The organism is Ornithinibacillus californiensis, assembly GCF_001038485.1.
Classification (GTDB): Bacteria; Bacillota; Bacilli; order Bacillales; family Amphibacillaceae; genus Ornithinibacillus; species Ornithinibacillus californiensis.
Window position 1 is genome coordinate 1 of sequence record NZ_LDUE01000012.1, and the last position, 19,854, is coordinate 19,854.

The window sequence follows — 19,854 nt, forward strand, 5'->3', positions numbered from 1 at the left end:
ACACCAATCATTCATAGGAAAGTTCTTAGCAAAGAAGCTGCTAGCTTCTGTATTTCATAATTTAAGAAAAAACAGGGTATGTTTCTTCTTGACATACTGGTTGTTTTGTTCAGTTTTCAAGGAACAATCTTCGTGGTGTCGTTTTTAGCGACAAGATATAATTTATCATGTTTGCCACCAGAAGTCAATAACTTTTTTAAAAAACTTTTAAGTTATTATCGACAATGTTTCGTATGTGACAACAAAAATTAATATACCATAGCCATAAAATAAAATCAACGGTATTTTTCTAAAAAAGTCTCTTCTGAATTTTTCGTACTTGGTTATGTATTTTCATTTAAAAATGACTGGCTACTCATTCTGTGTTTTCTTTGGTATGTATCGCATACACTCTTTCTCGCTTGCTACTCTTCTTAATAATTGGAAGAGCACTTTATAACGTTCCTTCATTGCATCTTTAACCATATTATCTATTCTACTATCATCTAAATCAAAAATTATTTCATCTAGTTCTCTTTTAATTAGATACTCCAATTCCTTTAGCTCTGTATGATTTATCATTAAACCTAACATATTACTATTCACCTCAGTAGTTTCGACAAATTCAACTAAAATTCTTGGTACTATATCCTTTCGAAATTGTCATTGCAATATGGGGGTATTTTATATAGTTCACATTTTTAATGAATTTATTCAGCTCTGTTTGTTTAAATATTAACAGCTTGTTCATATTTTATTTTTCTGTTCATAAAATGTATGGATAGCTTGTTTCCTTAGGAGGTGGATTATGAGTCATTTTTACGTATTTCGTTTTAATCGAATTAAAAAATGGACTCTTGTCATTGTGTTAGCATTCTTTACAGCTGGTTTTTTGTGGTTTGAGAGTAATGGTGCGCTATCTGTTTTCTCCAAAAATGAACCTGTCGCACTTTCGAAAGGTAGTTCGGATGAACCAAGTATCGCATTAACATTCAACATTAGTTGGGGAGAACAAAAGGTACATGATATTTTAAAACAGCTTGAACAGCAACAAGTACAAGCTACTTTCTTTGTTAGTGGGGAATGGGCAGAAAAGCATCCTGATATTCTAAAAAAGATATCTGAAAACAAGCACGAGATTGGTATGTTAGGTTATCGCTATAAAAGCTACCTGGATCAAGAATTAAACCAGGTTAAAAAGGATCTAATGTACGCAAAAGAGATTTTTGGCAAGTTAGGGTATAAGGACCTTGAGCTCGTTCGACCACCGCATGGTCATTTCAATGAGGAAGTTATTAAATTGGCAGAAGGTTTAGGGCATAAAGTAATCCATTGGAATATTAACCCGAATGATTGGCAAAATCCAGGTACTCAAAAAATAGTTGATCATGTTATGTCTAAAACGAATAATGGAGATATCATTTTATTACACGCTTCTGATTCGGTAAAACAAACTAGCGAGTCACTTAAGACCATTTTACCAGGGCTCAAAAACAAAGGCTTTAAGTTTGTCACTGTATCCGAGTTAATAAATCAAGCACACGCAGAGTCAAAAATAGTTGAATAAAGAAGAACCTGATGATAAACGAAATCATCAGGTTCTTTATTTCAACTACTAAAATTTACTTTGCACTGTTATTTAAGCGATGCAATACAAGTAATTGGTATGTATTACATGCTAACAGAGTGATGATCATGATTAATGAAAAATCCGCACCAACTAATCCAATCCTTAATGCCGGTACCCATTCAATAACAGTAAACACGACCATGAAGAACAAAGCTGGTACAAAAGCGTGTTTTTTTGTTTCTTTTGCTTTGATTTTTGCAATGACCCATCCATAAGCTACTAGGGCTGCAGCTGCAAGGATAAACCAAATCAATGATACTTCCCCATCCGCATCCTTATAAGGGAAGTAAATTAAATCAAACGTTATAAATGCTATCAACACAATCTGTACCGTCGGCCAGAATGACCGGAAGATACTTAATCCTAATCGGTGCACATATAAATATGCAAAAAATCCCGTTTGGCTAACCGCACTATACAACATACCATGACCAATAAAGAATAACATTACACCTATTAGACCCATGAAATTAAACGGCTGAAGATTTTCCGTATAGGCACCGCTAACATTTACAAAAAGGCTTACAATAAGACCAACAAGGCCACCTAAAGCCAATGTTTTTAAAAATAAATTCACTACTTTACGACTATTCAATTAAATAATCCTCCTGATAAAAGTAAATAATTCCATTCTGTATGTACAACTCGTATTTTACCATGAACATCATCTTTTTTCCTTTATCAAGTGCATATTTTTGCTTTTCTCACCCATATTAAAAGATAAGTGGAAGGAGGATTAGCGCATGCTACGTGTATTCTATTTACCAATAATTGGTGTATCACTTCTGTTATTGAGTGCATGTGGTGGGGAAGCTGCACCAAAAGAAACCGACTATGATGCAACTAAGAAAATGGTTGTTGATATATTACAAACCGAAGATGGTAAGAAGGCAATTGGGGAAAATCTCGCGGATGAAAAGATGCAGCAAAAGCTCGTTATTGACTCCGCAACCGTAAAACAAGCAATCGATGAAACATTAACTTCGGATAAAGGGGCAGAAATGTGGAAGAAGCTCTTTGAGGATCCTAAGTTTGTTGAATCTTATTATAAATCCATTGAAGAAGATCAGAAAAAATTGATGAAAGATTTAATGAAAGACTCTGAATACCAAAAACAAATGATGGATTTACTACAAAATCCGGAGATGACCGAACAACAAATACAAACATTAAAAAGCCAACAGTTCCGCGCACACCTAGAAGAAACGATACAACAAACGTTGGAATCACCAATATTCCAAGCCAAAATCCAAGAAATATTATTGAAAGCTGCTGAGGAACAGAGCAAAGGCGGCGGACAAAGTGGCGGTGGAGAATCTGGTGGCCAAGGTGGCGGCGGCTCCGGTGGTGAAGGCGGCGGAGAATCCGGTGGCGGCGGTGGCTCCTAATACCAAAAATGGTCAGCTCCTCATTGTTAGGAACTGACCATTTTTAATTATTCTTCCACTTTCGCAATCACTTTCGCTGCCATCTTATGATACTCTTTTCCATTTGGATGGTCTTCTTGGTATACAGATGGTGCAAAAACATCTTCTTCTTCATAAGGTTGTTGAATCGGAAGTTGTCCAAGTACTTTTGTTTTTAGTACTTCAGCAAGTTTTGGCCCGCCACCTTGTCCAAAAACATATTCCTTCTCACCAGTTTTAGGACTCTTATAGTAAGCCATGTTTTCCACGACACCTAAAATCTCATGATCGGTTTTAAGTGCCATTTGACCTGCACGTGCCGCTACAAACGCTGCAGTTGGGTGTGGAGTTGTTACAATAATCTCTTTACATGAAGGTAATAGCTCATGAACATCCATTGCTATATCGCCGGTACCAGGCGGTAGGTCTAGTAATAGATAATCTAAATCGCCCCACTCCACTTCTTTAAAGAAGCTATTTAGCATCTTCCCAAGCATCGGTCCGCGCCAAATAATTGGTGAATTATCTTCAACGAAAAATCCCATGGAAATTACCTTTACACCAAAACGTTCTACTGGAATGATTTTTTCCGCACGAACAACAGGTCTTTCCTCAATACCCATCATATCTGGAACACTAAAACCATAAATGTCTGCATCGATAATACCGACTTTTTTTCCTAATCGTCTAAGAGCAACAGCTAAGTTTACAGTGACCGTAGACTTACCTACCCCACCTTTACCACTCGCAATTGCCAAGAAATGTGGTTGTTTGTTTCCACCCATTAATGACTTTTCTTTAGCGCTTTCAACTGCAGGCTGATATCGCTTGATTACATCGTCAGGTAATTGCTCAAAGCGCAGACCAACGGTAACCGCACCATTTCGCTTTAGAATACCCACTAATTCTTGTTGAAGTTGCATTTGTTCAGCTGTATTCGTTTTACCTATAGCAACCTTCACACTAATATGCTTCTTATCTTCCTTTATGGTTACTTCTTTGATTCCTTCTGTTTCTTCTAATGTTCTATGTAAAAAGGGATCTTTTACAGGATTTAGCAATTGTATTACTTCTTCTTTTGTTAACATGTAATCACCTTCCTAAACCAGCTTTGAATTTATTAAGTCCAAGGCTAGTATAACATAAATCTTAGAAAATCTAAGTGATATGAATCATTAGGAAGGTGACCAGAAAGGATTACTCTTCTTCCGCTTCTGGTTCTTCTGTCACATAACGAAGGATCCCTTGATAAATACTTGCCGCCATCTGTCTTTGATACGTATCTTGTTTTAATAGTTCCCGCTCATTCTCATTCGATAGGAAACCAATCTCTACTAGCGCTCCTGGAATTTCTGCCTTTTTTAATAAATATAAATTATTAATCGCAAGCGCACTACGATTGGTATTCTCAAGATTATGCGTTATTTGTGCTTGAACCATTTTCGCCAAATGCTTACCCTCTTCTGACTTCGGATGATAGAAAGTCTGAGCCCCACTCCACTTTGTAGATGGGATAGCATTTAAATGGATAGTTAAGAAGAAATCCGCTTGATGGGAGTGAATAAAATCCATCCGCCTCTTTATATCCTGAGCCTTTCGCTTCGACAGTCCCTTCATTCCCTCATCCGCTAAATCTTTGTCGGTCTCTCTCGTTAAATACACAATTGCCCCTGACTCTTGAAGATAATCCCTTAGTTCTTTTGATACTTGTAATGCAATGTCCTTCTCTAACGTTTCATCTCTTCCAACTGCACCACCATCTGGGCCACCATGCCCTGGATCCAGTACAATGGTTTTCCCACTGAGTGGAAGCGAAAAGCCAGTTGTTTCTACCGCATGATCTGGTAAAGGTATTTTTATAAGTACAATTAATACAACTACTCCAATTATCCAAGCAACTATTTTCCCAAAACGATTCATCCCATTCGCCCCTTTATATATCTTCTCCCTATTTTATGGGACAAGTTTTAGGATTATGACATAGGAATGGTACGATTAGACGTGCCGAATTTAAAAATAATCAGGAAAATATGTTTGCTGGTGTGGAATGATTTGTTCTAATTTCTTAATCGCATCCTCTTTACCAGTGATTAACCCTAATTGATAAAGCTCTGTCGGTCTCTTATATCCGAGGAACATTGCGGTAAACTGCTGAATTGTACACGTCACCTCTGCTTGTGAACGTGACTTAATTTGCGTTACACCACCGCTTGACTGCCTTATGTTATACAGACCCGAATTCTCTGGGATGATTAAATCCTCGACATATAATGAAATGGACTCATCAGTAGCCGATCCTTCAAATGGGAATTGTTTTAAAAACTCCTTCACATTGACAACCCTTGCCATGAAGTAAGGATCTACTTTCGTTTCAAACCTTGGTTCATCTAGTAGAAGTGGGATGTTGTCATTTTCAGGTACTACAAGTTCTACCGTCTCGGCCATAGAATCATGATTTGATATAAACTGCATGAGTAGCTTTAGACCCGTTAAGGAAGAATAAGCCATTTCAATTACTGTAAACTTTTTATCCTTAACTTCAAAATGGATATACCCCACTGGAATTCCACTTTCGTCATATGCTACTGCAAGATGTGCATCATCCTTCAGCACCCGTTGCTTCCACCACTTTTCATCACGAGCAATGGCACCCGTGTATCGCTTGGCATACGAATTGTATACGTTGTTTAATAACGAGACATCTGGTTCACGTCGCCTAACGTAACCTTTTGCATCCCAATTTCTTTTTAATTTTTCAAAAGGGATGGTGTAAATCTTCTCGTTAAATGCAAGCTCGTAACCAAATTTGCGATAGAACGGAACAGAAAATGGATGAAGGTAAGATAGCACCTGCCCGTTTTTCCGCATATCGTTTAGGGCATTCGTCAATAACTCCTTCACAAGACCATTTCTTCTAAATTCAGGCCATGTCGCAACAGAACTAACTCCCCCCATATGCATTTGCTTTCCATGAACATATACAGTCAGCGGAATTACGTGTAGTTTTGCCGCAAGTCTTCCCTCTTCTTTCACGCCCCAAATGATATGTCGCTCCGCCTCTAGCCGCTTCTTCTCGATTTCGTCTTCCGTTAGCTTATACTGAAAGGCAAACTGCGAAAGCTCAAATATTTCACGGTATTCTTTGTTTAACTGTAATTGCTTCATCAATCACATTTCCTCCCTTATTTTGGTATATTTCTCAGATAATAGTTGATAATTTTAATTATACCAACTAAAATGATGAAGGATAAAAGACAATAGCGCTTTTATCTGAAAAAAAGGATGTATCCATTGGAAGAGCAGTCAATTCAAAAAGAACTATCCAGTTATATCGGGAAAATGTTACGTGATAATTTTGGACGAGGACCTGAAACTGTATATGTTTCGATTCGCAAGCCACTTATTACCGTATATATCAGAAATTTTATCGCTCCTATGGAAAAGGTATTACTCTCAGAAAAAAAAGAGGATATTGTTCATCGAACTAGGGATATATTAATGGAAAGCCTCATTCCTGAAATTAAAGCTTACATTAACCTGCTAACCCATATGGAAATAGATCAGTTTTATTATGACTGGGGATTACATAATCACTCTGGCATGTTTGTTGCTATTGCTTCTGATAGGTCTGAACTTGAATCACTTGTTAGTGATCCTTTTCCCAATAAGGAATTATTGCACGAGGAAATTAATTACATTGGACGCCAAACAGAAAAAGTTCCTGAGGAAGTATTGTCTATAAAAATAAATGATAGAACCTATGCCGTATTACGGACAGGTATTTTAATAACCATTGAAAGAGAATTGGTTCGACTAGGGTATCGTGAGATTTTACGACACGCTAAACGCAATATAGAAAAACGCCAGCTTCATAATAGTATGCGGCTAGAGTCTATATTAGATAGTAAGATAGATGATGCATTTGTATCCTGGGATTTCGATCGAGATAAGAGCATTATTATCTTTATTGTTAACCCCAATCAATCAGGCGGTAATGTACTAGATAAGTAAAGCTAGTCATAAGCCAAAAAGAGGATGATTTTTGAATCCCCTTTTTGGCTTTTTTTATTTCATAAATATATAAAGACATCTAAGGAGAAGGAAATGAAACGAAAAAACTTTTATGAAAATTTACCTACACCTTTATTAGGAGCGTTTTATTGTTTTGTACAAAAAAAGATTAAACAAGGGGAAAATCTGAATCAGATGCTTTTTGAAAAGAGTTTAATTGAGAAGGTATCTAAAGAGCGTAGTGTATCCTTAATAGAATTACGGATTATCGGTAGATGGTTTTTACAAAAAGAAAGAAACCTCACCAAGGATGAACTAGATAATAACGAACCACATTAAAAAGGGGAAGTAAACCTACTTCCTCCCCTAGTCATTACCTAACTATTATTCCCTTTGTCATATAGGCAAGCCAATCCCCTTGTCCAATGGTCAGCCAAGGTACATGACTAATCTTCAATGGCGTAATGAAAGGCATTCCTGAAAAATCAGAATGGATCTCCTCTTCCGTAATAACATTGCCATGTGCTAAGCCACTTATTACCTCTAGTTGATCCCCCATTAAAATACCAGTTTGAACAGGAACTAATTCCACTTTACCAGAATCGTTCATCCTCCACACATGGTGTTGCTGAACCATACTCGTATCGACCGTATTCGCCTGTATTGACTCATTAACCGTTATCGTTAGATCGGCATGATAGCCTGGATAAATGGTATCGAGGACCTGTCCCTCCTTAAACCCAACTTCAATTGGGTAAATACTTTTCGAATCTACCTCCACTTCATATGGAGAGTCCTTAATATTCGTAATGAATCCTAGTAATGTTTGTCCATTTTCTTTTAGGACGACTTCTACTGGTTGTTCTACTTCCACTTCCACTCTAGCTGACTCACCTATATCTCCTTTTACGAGTAACGATGTATGTTCCACACGGATAATTGGATCGCTTAGCGTAGAAGAAATTTCTTTAATCTTGCCTTCAAAAGGACTTTCAACCGTAATAATTGCTCCGGTTGATTGTAAATCATCTAACTGAGATTGGATGATTCTTTCCTGCTCTTGTTTTGCTGCGAGTTCCTGTTCCTTCTGGATAATAAACTGCTCCTTCATCACTTCAGCCTCAACCGGCTGTTCTGGAGCAACCACTACCGTTGTACCATCCTCTTCCTCATCCCCTGCAACTACTGGAACAGAAGGCGTTGGTATTCGAAAGGCTACCATTTCCGTAATCGCATTTTCAATTGCATCTATTTCTCCATTAACCTTTTCTAGCTCATATGTAAGTAAAGCTTCTGTTTCCGCATAATCATGGACTTGATATTGGAAAAGCGGGTCGCCTACTTTAACAGTCGCTCCCTCCTCAACTAAGAAACCATCAAAACTACCAAGTTCTTTGTCAAAGTAAACGTAGCTCTCACCAGAATAAGATACGACGCCTTCCGCTTCTACCGTCTCATACAAATCAGCTTGATATACCCGCTCCCATGTCGGAATATAAGCGAGTCTCTCCACTTTATCCCCATCATCTAACCAGATCAGTAAACTATTGATAACAATAAATGCGATTAACGCAAACCATTTTATCTTTTTTCTCATGAGTTAAACCACCCATTAATGATATGAATATCGGTAAAGGCTATTACCGCCGTTACAGACCAAGTTGCTATATGGAAAAGAATTACTGTACTCCATATCCACCCTTTATGTATTCCCGATAGCTTACATAAAAATTTGATTTGGAACCCAATAATCCAAAGTTGGAATAAAGAGATTGCACCAAATAGATAGATAAGGAATGGAATATCGGTTATGTAGGATGCAATGACACCAAATGACAAGGGTGAGACAAACCAATCCAAGCCAAAGTAAACGGCCATTGGAATCCATAATACACGTTCGATTAACAAGACAAATAATACAATCATTTGCAAAATCAATAATTTCTTAAAAGGAATCTTAGTAACCCAATAAAAAATTAGTGATGGGATAAATAGAATAAATAATGCAAATGCCAGTGAATAGATTGCTCTTCCAACAAGAAACCAGAACTTATGCGTTTCATAGGTAGCAGGATCGACTAATACAGCTTCACTGGACATCACGGATGAACCTAAGCCTAATATTCCCATTCCGCTATAAATCAGCATACAAAGAAATACTAGTAAAAGAATAACCTTCCATGGATTTCGAATTAACTCCGCTCTCCCAATTCGAAAAATATGATCATCCACTGCAAATAATAATTTGATAAGCTGTACTTGATAAATCATTTTTTCACCCATTTCTGTTTTAGCTTTGGGGACCTATTTTCACTAATTTTAACCCAGGATTCAACAAATATCCATTATATTCAATTTATTTCGAATAATATTGGTGCTTAAGTCCCATAATGATAGCAAAAAAAGTCGTAAATACACCTATTGTTCATGTGCTTGTTTTTGCTAGCTTAAGTGGGAAAAATTATACGAAAGCAAAAAAGTGCCAGATACTCTGAATGTTATCATTCTCGAGATATCTGGCACTTTCTCCGTATTTAATTCGTTTCAGCTAGTTTTTTCGCTTCTATGTCTTTTGCGTCTTTTTTATCGAGCATTCGTACAACCTGCCAACCAACTGCAGCGTTAACCGCACCCATCAGTCCAAATAAAAGGTAGTCTCCAATTGGTTCGGGGAGAAGTAAGTCCATAATCAACCATCCGCCAGCAGTGGAGGCACCAACCAGTCCTCCTATCATAGGCTTTCGATAACGATTCATTTCTTTGCACCACCTTCATTATTTTTAAGAGCCGTTCAGGTCTGTATGCAAAATTAAAGCGGAAAAATCCTAGAATATCTCCTGAAGTGTTTTTCCCTCATATTAATCCTATGTATCTTATTGTCTCGAAATAACTAGAAATTTGACTATTGGTTGTCCTAATTATTTAAAATTTTGTCTTTAACTAGGAATCATGTCAGTATTTTAATCTATACAAAACCCCCAGTCCAAAAGGATTGGGAGTTTTGAGATGTTTAAGTTCAAGACTCAATTAAGGATTCACGACATCAACATCACTTTTTTTAACAAATCCAAGCCGGTGATTAAAGAAGATTTGATAGTATTCTTCTTCACCTATTACTACTTGGTTCGTTTCCGGGTCATTAAAATACTTGGCATGATAATAGGTTGATTGAAATGGTCCTGTGGCTATATAAAATTGTCCCTCAGGAATTTCGTATAGGGCTTCAGCATATCCCCTTGCCCACTCTTCTATTCCTGCTTCGTCATAGGCAGCGTCTTCAGGATAAGCAGCTCCATAAACCGGAATAGAACTACTTCCTTCCTTAGGTTTAATTACGATTCCGTCCCCCGGAGATGCATTTTTATTGTTTGGATTAAAAAACCACGCCTTTTGACCGCCATAATAAACTGCGGTCCAATCACCCGCTTGGTCTGCTTTATAATACGTTTGCCCAATAGCCGCCTTATTTCCCCAATCATTAATACGGCTCGTTCCACCATTGCTAAGAAGTGGGTCCTTGATTAGCGGAGCATCAAAGCTAGGTTCCGTGTATAAATGGATTAAACTGGATGACTTTGGCTCCAGTATTTCTGAACCATATGTGAATGTCGGCTTATTTGTATTATAATTAGGGTTTATCGTAATGATGTTGCTGTCTTCTCCCCCATTACTAGGGTTAATTGGTTCGCCCAAAAGATTAAAGAAGTGTGACCAATCCCAATAAGCACCAGGATCCCAGTGCATCGCAGGTTGTCTAGCTTTCGTTAATCCCGGGACTTCATCATGCCCAATGATATGCTGGCGATCAAGTGGTATATTATAATTTTCTGCTAAGTATTTCACCAATTTCGCAGATGAGCGATACATTTGCTCGCTATACCAATCTGCCCCTTCTACCGCAAACCCTTCATGCTCCAAGCCAATGGAATGGGCATTAAAGTACCAGTTACCTGCATGCCAACCTGCATCTTCATTTCTCAACATCTGAGTGATAGCTCCCGTTTCTGAATCCAGAATATAGTGAGCGCTTACATAAGAACGATTACGGAAGTGGTTAATTGCAGACTCGGCAGTCCCCTCAATATCATGGATGATAATATATCGGATATCCAGGCCATCGTTCGGGCGGTCCGCAATATCATAGTTTCCATAACTTCTAGGATTACTAAAGAATTGTTCATAAAGTGCAGGAATAAACGTACATTCTAGTCCGTTTGGACAATCAGCACCTGTTTTTTCGGCATTTCGTAGTGGAATATTCTTTGCAGTGTCTTTATTTGGCTCAATATTTTTTGCGTCTAATTTTACTTGTTGTCCATTCTTGGTTACTCTCTGTCTACCCTCTTGAATCGTGTTATATACATCATCTGCAAACCCTTCAGCAACCGTCTCAATATCCGATCCGCTGTATTTTACAACTGCTCCATACCAATCAGATAGATCGGATGGTGTTTCTCCGACTGTTTCCTTTGCATACATAGCAAGAAGGGCTGCTCCTCCTCGAATATTTTGTTCGGGATCATTTTTTAATACTTCGACATCCACTTTGAGCAATTGAGCTGCCTTGTCCAGTGTATTAACGGAATCATTATCGTCTGTATAGAGTTCTGTTTGTTCTTCATTCTTACCGCTCGCATCTTGATTCCCATGCATATGCACTAGGTTCATTAGACCGTAGCCACCTACTTCACTATGACCTTCATGATGGTCCCATCTCGATTGATTATAGGATACTGCCATCAAAACACTTTGTGGAACCCCAAATTCCTTAGCGGCCTTTTCAAACACTTCCTGTAAATCAACGGTATCAATTGTAGCCGCAGCGGCTTCTCTTTCTTCATCAAAGTTAGCGAAACCTAATAAAGCGTATAACAAGCTAAGTCCCAATACAACAGCCAAAGATACCTTTAAAAGTATTCTGGAATTAAACGCCATGATAGTCCCTCCTCTTATTTATTTAAGATAAGTTTCTATTAAACATGGCGATAATCCTTCTAAACATTAGGAAATCAAACCAATTTACCTATGAGATCTACACATTAGCTGCGATGAAGTAGGTTGAAAGTACCTTACGTGTAAGAAAACAGAACTTTTGCTTATAATTACCTGTCACTCACTTAGAATTATATCGAATCATGATGTAGAAGTTCTGGACTCGCCTTAAACTAAAACAAAACAAAAACAACCCTTTCTCAAACAGAGAAAGGGTTGTAGTTAAATATAAAATTAACGTTTTGAGAACTGTGGTGCACGACGAGCGCCTTTAAGACCGTATTTCTTACGTTCTTTCATGCGAGGGTCACGAGTTAAGAATCCTGCACTCTTAAGTGCTGGACGATAACCTGGATCTGCTTCTAGTAAAGCACGTGCGATACCATGACGGATTGCACCAGCTTGACCTGTAAATCCACCACCATGAACGTTTACTAAAACATCATAAGTTCCTTGAGTTTCAGTAGCTTGAAGTGGTTGGTTAAGAATTAGTAATTGAGTATCATATGGGAAATAGTCTTTTGCATCACGACCATTGATTGTTACATTACCTGTACCCGGTACTAAACGTACGCGTGCAGTTGAGTGTTTACGACGACCTGTGCCGTAGTATTGTACTTGTGCCAATTTGTTTACCTCCTTTTATTATCCGCGAAGTTCGTAAACTTCTGGTTTTTGTGCTGCATGATTGTGCTCAGCGCCTCTGTATACATGCAATTTCTTGCCCATTTTACGTCCTAAAGATCCTTTTGGAAGCATGCCTTTGATAGCAAGTTCAAGCATTTGCTCAGGATACTTTGTACGCATTTCATCAGCAGTACGTTCTTTTAATCCACCTGGATGTCCAGAGTGACGGTAGTACATTTTGTTAGCTAACTTGTTTCCAGTTAGTTCAATTTTGTCAGCGTTAACGATGATTACATAATCACCAGTGTCAACGTGTGGTGTATAAGTTGCTTTATGCTTTCCGCGAAGGATTGCAGCAACTTCACTTGCTAGACGACCAAGGCGTTGGCCTTCTGCATCTACAACAAGCCATTTGCGTTCGATATTGTTTTCATTCGCCATGAAAGTTGTACGCATGATTGGTTTCCCTCCATATTTTCATTCATTAATTTTTAAGTTTTAAAGTTCGTTATTCCTATATTTTCAACACAATTAGTTCCGGGGCTAATCGCGGTTTTAGAAATAAAATGCCATAGACCATAATATATCAAATTAGGGCGATTTGTCAAGCGTCTGGCAGATTTATTTTTATAGTTCCTTATAAGACTACCTGACTTATTATATATCATTTCAACCTAAAAAGAAACCTGTCGATATTTCCCAGGAAATGTAGTGATTAGTCGAATATCGGAATCACTGATTTTTATAATTTACATTCCATAAATAAAGTCCATGAGCAGGAGCAGTTTTACTAGCACGCTGTCGATTTTTCTCTTCTAGCATGGTGATAATTTCTTTCGGGTCTATTCTTCCCTGACCAACATTTAACAACGTACCTACTATAATTCGAACCATATTATATAAGAAGCCGCTTCCTCGGAAGATGAACTCAATTTGCTCCCCTGTTTTAGAACATGAGACCTCATACAGTGTCCTGATTTTTTCCCCTTTCACAGTCGATTTTGCAGATGAAAAGGCAGTAAAATCATGCGTCCCTTCTAGATAGCGACACGCTTCCTCTATTGCTTTCAAATCTAGTTTATAAGGAAAATGATAGATATGATATCTTTTGAAAATGTCTGGCTCTTGCGCATTCCATATAAAATAGCGATACTCTTTTTCTACTACATCATATCTAGCATGAAAGTCGTCTGAAACCATTTCCGCATCTTGAATAAATAGATCCTCAGGTAGGAGCGTGTTTAATGCCTTCTTCCAACTATTTCCCGGGATATCAAGTTTGGATTCAAAGTGGATGGTTTGTCCCCTTGCATGAACCCCTGCATCAGTTCTGCCAGATGCATACGTACGAATCTCCTCGCCTTTATGCATTTTTTTAAGGGCCTTTTCTAACTCACTTTGTACTGTTCGTTTATCAGGCTGGACTTGGAAGCCAAAAAAATTAGTTCCGTCATATGCTACCGTACATTTAATTTTTGGCATAACTGTCCCTCCTTGTCATATGTCTAATAGTTTCTAGTCAAAAATAAGCCAGCTATTACTAGGATAAATAAAGACAACACAAAAATATCAATTCTCTCTATCTTTAACTGTCTTAATTTTGATCTTCCTTCGCCACCTTGATACCCTCTTGCCTCCATTGCCATAGCAAGCTCCTCAGCCCGTTTAAAGGCACTGACAAACAAAGGTACCAATAATGGCACAACGGCTTTCAAACGCTCTTTAATTGGGCCTGTACGAAAGTCTACACCTCTAGAAGCTTGTGCTTTTGATATTTTGTCTGTTTCTTGTAGCAACGTCGGTATAAATCGTAAAGATATAGACATCATTAGTGCTAATTCATGTACGGGAAACTTTATCTTTTTTAATGGGTGTAGCATATCCTCTATCGCGTCTGTAATTTCTATTGGTGTCGTCGTCAGCGTTAATAGCGATGTGATTAAAATCAATAGGAAGAACCGTAACGATATGGCGAAACCTTGGATAAGTGCACCGGTATAAAGTTTAAATCCTAACAGTTCAAATAAGACTGTACCTTCTTTCGTCACAATCAAATGAAGGATAAAGGTAAAGATAATTAAAAACCATACAGGCGTTAAGCCTTTTAAAATAAATCGAAACGGTATTCTAGTAACTGCAGTAGTTATAATTGCAAAAACGGTTAAGATACTATAACTTGCAACATTATTAGCGAAAAACACAAAAATAACAAATAAGAATATGATGGTGATTTTCATACGAGGGTCTAACCGATGTACCAATGAATTTCCTGGGACATACTGACCGATAATCATCATATTATTCACTGGATTCAGCCCCCTTTAATACTTGCTGAATCTGGATAGCTAATTCTTGAACGGATTGTCGTTTAAACGGTATTTTTATATGAAATCTTTCCTCGAATGAATTAATAAATTGAATGACTTCCGGGACATCTAACTGCACCTTATTAAGTGCATCACGCTGAATAAACACCTCTTCAGGTGTCCCTTCCATGTATTTCGTTCCCTTATTCATAATAATGACATGGTCCGCATATCTAACTGCGTCCTCCATACTATGTGTTACTAGGATCGTCGTTAATTTTCGTTCTTTATGAAGGCGATAGAACATATCCATCATTTCTCGTTGACCTCTTGGATCTAATCCAGCAGTTGGTTCATCTAAGACAAGCACTTCTGGTTTTATTGCTAATACGCCTGCAATAGCAACCCGTCTCATTTGGCCCCCACTTAAATCAAAAGGTGATCTTTCTAATAATTGCTTGTCCAGACCAACAGCAGGGATAATCTCCTCTATTCTCGATTCGATTTCCTGCTCAGACACACCAAAGTTTTTGGGACCAAATGCAATGTCCTTTGCTACTGTTTCATCAAAAAGCTGATGTTCAGGATATTGGAATACGACACCAACACGACTTCGCAATTCCTTTAAATTCTCTGGTTTTTTATCTGCATTTATGAAATAATCCCCAATTTGTACTTCACCGATGGTAGGGGTTAATAGTCCATTCAAATGCTGAATGAGCGTTGACTTACCAGAGCCTGTGTGTCCAATCACGGCAACGAATGTTCCAGATGGAATATGAAACGATAGGTCCTCTAGAGCTTTATGTGAAAAGGGTGAGTTTGCTTGGTAGATATAACTTACATCTTTGAATGTAATGTCCATAATTCCTCCAATAGTTCTCCATGATTTAATGGCTCATTTATAATGCTTACATCATTATGTTTTAACTCATCCGCTAATAGTGCGATGAATGGTACATCTAATCCAATCTCTCTTAACTCATCCTTTTTCGTGAAAATCTCCCGTGGTGTAGCCTCGTCCCAAACCTTTCCAGCATTCATCACAATAACACGTTCAGCCTGCACCACTTCTTGTAAATCATGTGTAATCGTAATTAATGAGATTTCATTCTTAGCTTGTATATCAGCTACTGTTTGCATGATTTCCTTACGTCCTCGAGGATCTAACATTGCTGTTGCTTCATCGAGTATTAACACATTAGGATTAATTGCTAACACACTAGCAATTGCAACACGTTGCTTTTGCCCACCTGATAACCGATGTGGTTCTGTTAAGAGATAATCCTCCATTCGAACCGCCTTTAATACTTCTCCGATTCGTTTGGTCATTTCCTCTCTTGGAACACCTCTATTTTCCATACCGAAAGCAACATCATCTTGAACCGTAGTCCCAACAAACTGGTTATCCGGATTTTGAAACACCATACCAACTTGCCTTCTAACTTCCCAAACATGTTGATCATTCACCGGAAGCCCGTTGATGATAATCTCTCCCTCTTGGGGATATAATAAACCATTCATCAATTTAGCAATCGTAGACTTACCAGAACCATTATGGCCAATTATAGCGACCCACTCATCTTTATATATCTCAAAAGAAACATTCTCTAACACCCAAGGCTGCTCATCTCCGTACCGAAACGATACATTCCTAAACTCAATAAACTTCTCTCTCATCCTACTTCCTCCTCGTCTCACATAGCCTTAAGGTTTTGTGTATGTATGTATTTTACTATTTATCCTGCTATATGTTAACAAATCAACAATGTAATTAAAAAGTTAAGCACTTGAAGTAATTTTCACATTGAATATTATAGTAACTAAAAGCTATATAAGCTCCGGAAATATACGGAGACTCCAGTGGGAGGATAGGCATCGGTGAGACCCCGCAAGAGCGATAGCTCTGAGGAGGCTCACCAGCCGCCCACGGAAAGCGCAGTATATTTCCGGAGCGGGTTAGATGCACTAACTATTAGTGACTATTATATACCAGTTACTTCTATACGTTTAACTATACAAAAAAAGGGCTTGGATTTCACCTCGTGGAAGAGATCAAGTCCTGCCCTTAACGCGTATGGATTGATTAAACTAGCTCAATAATTGCCATTTTCGCTCCATCACCTTGGCGTTCGCCCAGTTTAAGAACGCGTGTATATCCACCTTGTCTGTCTTCATAGCGTTTCGCTACATCATTGAAAAGCTTTTGAAGCACAGAATCCTCTTCACTAGCTTCTTTGTTGTATAAGAATGCAGCAGCTTGACGACGAGCATGTAGATCACCACGTTTACCTAGTGTAATCATTTTATCTACGACAGATCTAAGTTCTTTCGCCTTAGCTTCTGTTGTTTCAATCCGCTCATGAATAATTAAATCAGAAGCAAGGTTGCGAAGTAGTGCTAGTCGTTGATCTGTAGTACGTCCTAGTTTTCTAGCCATGAAATATCCCTCCCTTTCTTGAAACTCTTAAGATGTCCGATTATTAGTCGTCCTTACGTAAACCCAAGCCTAAATCAGCAAGTTTTACTTTAACTTCCTCTAATGATTTACGACCAAGATTAAGCACTTTCATCATATCTTCTTCAGATTTATTTGAAAGCTCTTGAACTGTATTAATGCCAGCACGTTTTAGACAATTATAAGAACGAACCGATAAGTCTAATTCTTCAATTGTCATCTCCATGACTTTTTCTTTTTGGTCTTCTTCTTTTTCGACCATAATTTCGACATTTTGTACTTCATCCGTTAAGCCTACGAAAATATTTAGATGTTCAGATAAAATTTTAGCCCCAAGAGAAATTGCTTCCTCTGGACGAATACTTCCATCTGTTGATACATCTAATGTTAATTTGTCGTAGTTTGCACTTTGACCTACACGAGTATTCTCAACTTGGTAAGTAACACGTGATACAGGTGTGAAAATGGAATCAACTGGAATAACACCAATTGGTTGATCTTCATGTTTGTTAGCATCAGCTGGAACATAACCTCGACCACGTTGTGCAGTTATTTTCATACGCAAGTTTCCTTTTGCATTTAAGGTTGCAATTGGAAGTTCAGGATTAAGCACTTCTACATCACTATCATAAGTTAGATCAGCAGCAGTTACGATTCCTTCACCTTGCACATCAATTTCTAATGTTTTTGGTTCATCTGAATAGATTTTTAGGGCAAGCTTTTTCAGATTCAAAATGATTGTAGTGACATCTTCAACTACTCCATCAATTGTTGAAAACTCATGTAAAGCTCCATCAATTTGAACTGATGTAACAGCAGCACCTGGAAGTGAGGATAGTAGGATACGACGCAAGGAGTTACCTAGAGTTGTACCATAACCACGTTCGAGCGGCTCTACCACAAATTTCCCAAATGTAGCATCATCACTAATCTCAACCGTTTCAATCTTTGGCTTTTCTATTTCAATCATTCCATAATACCCTCCTTTAAAACGTCGAAACCCCGGCTAGATAAGATCTAACCGAAATTCCTCAGGTAGGCAGTTGGCGATTCTGCTCTACTTGTATATTTATCGTACTTTTGTCTTAGCGATGCTGTATAGTAAGGCGCAAAGGAATCTTACCGCCCGTTGGCGTTTTATAGAGTTCCTTCTAACCTTGGTGTTTACGTATTTATCTCTATTACCATCTATACTTTTAGTCATCATAACCCATTATAGACAGGGTGACAAATATTATACGTTAAAATTATACACGACGACGTTTTGGTGGACGGCAACCATTATGAGGTACTGGAGTTACGTCTTTAATAGCAGTAACTTCAAGACCAGCTGCTTGTAAAGAACGGATAGCAGCCTCACGACCAGCTCCAGGACCTTTAACTGTAACTTCTAGAGTTTTCATACCGTTATCTACTGCAGTTTTAGCAGCAGTTTCAGCAGCCATTTGCGCAGCAAATGGAGTAGATTTACGAGAACCTTTGAAACCTAGTGCACCAGCAGAGCTCCAACCTATAACATTACCTTGAACATCAGTGATCGTTACAATAGTGTTGTTAAAAGTAGAACGGATATGTGCTATACCAGTCTCAACATTCTTTTTCACACGACGTTTACGTGTATTCGTTTTACGAGCCATCTAATTGTTTACCTCCTTACATTATTTTTTCTTGTTAGCGATTGTACGACGTGGGCCTTTACGAGTACGAGAATTGTTCTTCGTATTTTGACCGCGAACCGGTAAACCACGACGATGTCTTAGACCACGGTATGAGCCGATTTCAATAAGACGTTTAATGTTAAGAGACACTTCACGACGAAGATCCCCTTCAGTTGTATAACCATCAACTGCAGAACGGATACGTCCTAACTCATCTTCAGTTAAGTCACGAACACGAGTATCTTCAGAAACGCCAGCTTCTTTAAGGATATCTTGTGCAGTTTTCTTACCAATACCATAAATGTATGTTAAAGAAATTACTACACGTTTTTCACGTGGTATATCTATACCTCCAATACGTGCCATGTGTAACAAGCACCTCCTTCATTAACCTTGTTTTTGCTTATGTTTCGGATTTTCACAAATCACCATTACTTTGCCTTTTCGTTTAATGACTTTGCATTTTTCACAAATTGGCTTTACAGATGCTCTTACTTTCATCATCTTTACCTCCTTTTATATCGGAGCTCGCTTATTTATAACGGTACGTAATTCGTCCTCTTGTCAAATCATACGGAGAGAGTTCTACCGTTACTTTATCACCTGGTAAGATACGGATGAAGTGCATACGGATTTTACCAGATACATGTGCCAAGACCGTATGGCCGTTTTCAAGCTCTACTTTGAACATTGCATTTGGCAATGTGTCTGTAACGGTACCTTCCACTTCAATTACATCATCTTTCGCCATCGTGCCTTACTCCCTTCTTTAAATCAGTCACAATAG

General features: G+C 38.2%; 25 protein-coding genes. 4 read left to right on the forward strand and 21 right to left on the reverse strand.

Translation table 11 applies throughout. The annotated features are described in order from the left end of the window. Window positions 1-351: 351 nt before the first annotated feature. On the reverse strand, window positions 352-573 hold the full coding sequence (locus TE34_RS02435; protein ID WP_047983245.1) for a hypothetical protein: 222 nt from the start codon (window positions 571-573) through the stop codon (window positions 352-354). Between the two features lie 214 nt (window positions 574-787). Here TE34_RS02435 and pdaB point away from each other — a divergent pair, with 214 nt between their 5' ends. Next, complete coding sequence (pdaB, locus tag TE34_RS02440) at window positions 788-1,546, forward strand: polysaccharide deacetylase family sporulation protein PdaB (protein ID WP_047983246.1); 759 nt, start codon at window positions 788-790, stop codon at window positions 1,544-1,546. Between the two features lie 55 nt (window positions 1,547-1,601). Here the strand turns inward: pdaB and TE34_RS02445 are convergent, their stop codons facing one another. Continuing rightward, window positions 1,602-2,204, reverse strand: coding sequence for a KinB-signaling pathway activation protein (locus TE34_RS02445; RefSeq protein ID WP_047983247.1), 603 nt, complete (start codon window positions 2,202-2,204; stop codon window positions 1,602-1,604). A 148-nt stretch (window positions 2,205-2,352) separates the two neighbouring features. Between TE34_RS02445 and gerD the strand changes: the two genes are divergently transcribed. Continuing rightward, window positions 2,353-2,997: a spore germination lipoprotein GerD gene (gerD, locus tag TE34_RS02450; RefSeq protein ID WP_047983248.1), complete on the forward strand. Its 645-nt coding sequence runs from the start codon at window positions 2,353-2,355 to the stop codon at window positions 2,995-2,997. A 47-nt stretch (window positions 2,998-3,044) separates the two neighbouring features. Here the strand turns inward: gerD and TE34_RS02455 are convergent, their stop codons facing one another. The 3 genes from TE34_RS02455 to TE34_RS02465 form a co-directional block, all read right to left on the reverse strand. Beyond that, the gene (locus TE34_RS02455; RefSeq protein WP_047983249.1) at window positions 3,045-4,103 is read right to left on the reverse strand and encodes an Mrp/NBP35 family ATP-binding protein; all 1,059 of its coding nucleotides are present in this window, start codon (window positions 4,101-4,103) and stop codon (window positions 3,045-3,047) included. A 109-nt stretch (window positions 4,104-4,212) separates the two neighbouring features. Beyond that, window positions 4,213-4,935, reverse strand: coding sequence for an N-acetylmuramoyl-L-alanine amidase CwlD (gene cwlD, locus TE34_RS02460; protein WP_047983250.1), 723 nt, complete (start codon window positions 4,933-4,935; stop codon window positions 4,213-4,215). A 90-nt stretch (window positions 4,936-5,025) separates the two neighbouring features. Beyond that, window positions 5,026-6,180, reverse strand: coding sequence for a GNAT family N-acetyltransferase (locus tag TE34_RS02465; protein WP_157037565.1), 1,155 nt, complete (start codon window positions 6,178-6,180; stop codon window positions 5,026-5,028). A gap of 126 nt (window positions 6,181-6,306) precedes the next feature. On the opposite strand from TE34_RS02465, the gene TE34_RS02470 reads away from it, so the two are divergent. After that, the gene (locus TE34_RS02470) at window positions 6,307-7,026 is read left to right on the forward strand and encodes a DUF2294 domain-containing protein (RefSeq protein WP_084710598.1); all 720 of its coding nucleotides are present in this window, start codon (window positions 6,307-6,309) and stop codon (window positions 7,024-7,026) included. A 93-nt stretch (window positions 7,027-7,119) separates the two neighbouring features. After that, the gene (locus TE34_RS02475) at window positions 7,120-7,365 is read left to right on the forward strand and encodes a hypothetical protein (protein ID WP_047983253.1); all 246 of its coding nucleotides are present in this window, start codon (window positions 7,120-7,122) and stop codon (window positions 7,363-7,365) included. A gap of 34 nt (window positions 7,366-7,399) precedes the next feature. Here the strand turns inward: TE34_RS02475 and TE34_RS02480 are convergent, their stop codons facing one another. From TE34_RS02480 to infA, 16 genes are all read right to left on the reverse strand, one after another. Continuing rightward, complete coding sequence (locus TE34_RS02480; protein ID WP_047983254.1) at window positions 7,400-8,623, reverse strand: efflux RND transporter periplasmic adaptor subunit; 1,224 nt, start codon at window positions 8,621-8,623, stop codon at window positions 7,400-7,402. Continuing rightward, complete coding sequence (locus tag TE34_RS02485) at window positions 8,620-9,297, reverse strand: hypothetical protein (protein WP_047983255.1); 678 nt, start codon at window positions 9,295-9,297, stop codon at window positions 8,620-8,622. The genes TE34_RS02480 and TE34_RS02485 overlap by 4 nt, the downstream gene beginning before the upstream one ends. A gap of 263 nt (window positions 9,298-9,560) precedes the next feature. Continuing rightward, entirely contained in the window at window positions 9,561-9,782 is a 222-nt protein-coding gene (locus TE34_RS02490) for a hypothetical protein (protein WP_047983256.1), read from the reverse strand. A 271-nt stretch (window positions 9,783-10,053) separates the two neighbouring features. Continuing rightward, the gene (locus TE34_RS02495; protein ID WP_053074941.1) at window positions 10,054-11,961 is read right to left on the reverse strand and encodes an N-acetylmuramoyl-L-alanine amidase; all 1,908 of its coding nucleotides are present in this window, start codon (window positions 11,959-11,961) and stop codon (window positions 10,054-10,056) included. A gap of 291 nt (window positions 11,962-12,252) precedes the next feature. Continuing rightward, window positions 12,253-12,645 (reverse strand): 30S ribosomal protein S9, encoded by a 393-nt coding sequence (gene rpsI, locus TE34_RS02500; RefSeq protein WP_047983257.1) that lies wholly within the window; start codon window positions 12,643-12,645, stop codon window positions 12,253-12,255. Window positions 12,646-12,663: 18 nt separating this feature from the next. Next, window positions 12,664-13,101, reverse strand: a complete 438-nt coding sequence (gene rplM, locus TE34_RS02505; RefSeq protein WP_047983258.1) for a 50S ribosomal protein L13 — start codon at window positions 13,099-13,101, stop codon at window positions 12,664-12,666. Between the two features lie 276 nt (window positions 13,102-13,377). Then, the gene (gene truA / locus TE34_RS02510; protein ID WP_047983259.1) at window positions 13,378-14,127 is read right to left on the reverse strand and encodes a tRNA pseudouridine(38-40) synthase TruA; all 750 of its coding nucleotides are present in this window, start codon (window positions 14,125-14,127) and stop codon (window positions 13,378-13,380) included. A 23-nt stretch (window positions 14,128-14,150) separates the two neighbouring features. Then, window positions 14,151-14,951, reverse strand: coding sequence for an energy-coupling factor transporter transmembrane component T family protein (locus TE34_RS02515; protein ID WP_047983260.1), 801 nt, complete (start codon window positions 14,949-14,951; stop codon window positions 14,151-14,153). After that, window positions 14,944-15,816, reverse strand: a complete 873-nt coding sequence (locus tag TE34_RS02520; RefSeq protein WP_047983261.1) for an energy-coupling factor ABC transporter ATP-binding protein — start codon at window positions 15,814-15,816, stop codon at window positions 14,944-14,946. The genes TE34_RS02515 and TE34_RS02520 overlap by 8 nt, the downstream gene beginning before the upstream one ends. Beyond that, entirely contained in the window at window positions 15,792-16,631 is an 840-nt protein-coding gene (locus TE34_RS02525) for an energy-coupling factor ABC transporter ATP-binding protein (RefSeq protein ID WP_047983262.1), read from the reverse strand. The genes TE34_RS02520 and TE34_RS02525 overlap by 25 nt, the downstream gene beginning before the upstream one ends. A gap of 406 nt (window positions 16,632-17,037) precedes the next feature. Continuing rightward, entirely contained in the window at window positions 17,038-17,391 is a 354-nt protein-coding gene (gene rplQ, locus TE34_RS02535) for a 50S ribosomal protein L17 (protein ID WP_047983264.1), read from the reverse strand. A gap of 43 nt (window positions 17,392-17,434) precedes the next feature. Beyond that, window positions 17,435-18,379, reverse strand: coding sequence for a DNA-directed RNA polymerase subunit alpha (locus tag TE34_RS02540; RefSeq protein WP_047983265.1), 945 nt, complete (start codon window positions 18,377-18,379; stop codon window positions 17,435-17,437). 277 nt (window positions 18,380-18,656) lie between these two features. Further along, entirely contained in the window at window positions 18,657-19,046 is a 390-nt protein-coding gene (gene rpsK, locus TE34_RS02545; RefSeq protein WP_047983266.1) for a 30S ribosomal protein S11, read from the reverse strand. A gap of 21 nt (window positions 19,047-19,067) precedes the next feature. Then, the gene (gene rpsM / locus TE34_RS02550) at window positions 19,068-19,433 is read right to left on the reverse strand and encodes a 30S ribosomal protein S13 (RefSeq protein ID WP_047983267.1); all 366 of its coding nucleotides are present in this window, start codon (window positions 19,431-19,433) and stop codon (window positions 19,068-19,070) included. A gap of 21 nt (window positions 19,434-19,454) precedes the next feature. Further along, a complete protein-coding gene (gene rpmJ / locus TE34_RS02555; RefSeq protein WP_010095733.1) occupies window positions 19,455-19,568 on the reverse strand; it encodes a 50S ribosomal protein L36 in 114 nt (37 codons plus the stop codon). Window positions 19,569-19,599: 31 nt separating this feature from the next. Then, window positions 19,600-19,818 (reverse strand): translation initiation factor IF-1, encoded by a 219-nt coding sequence (gene infA / locus TE34_RS02560; protein WP_010652072.1) that lies wholly within the window; start codon window positions 19,816-19,818, stop codon window positions 19,600-19,602. Window positions 19,819-19,854 lie beyond the last annotated feature (36 nt).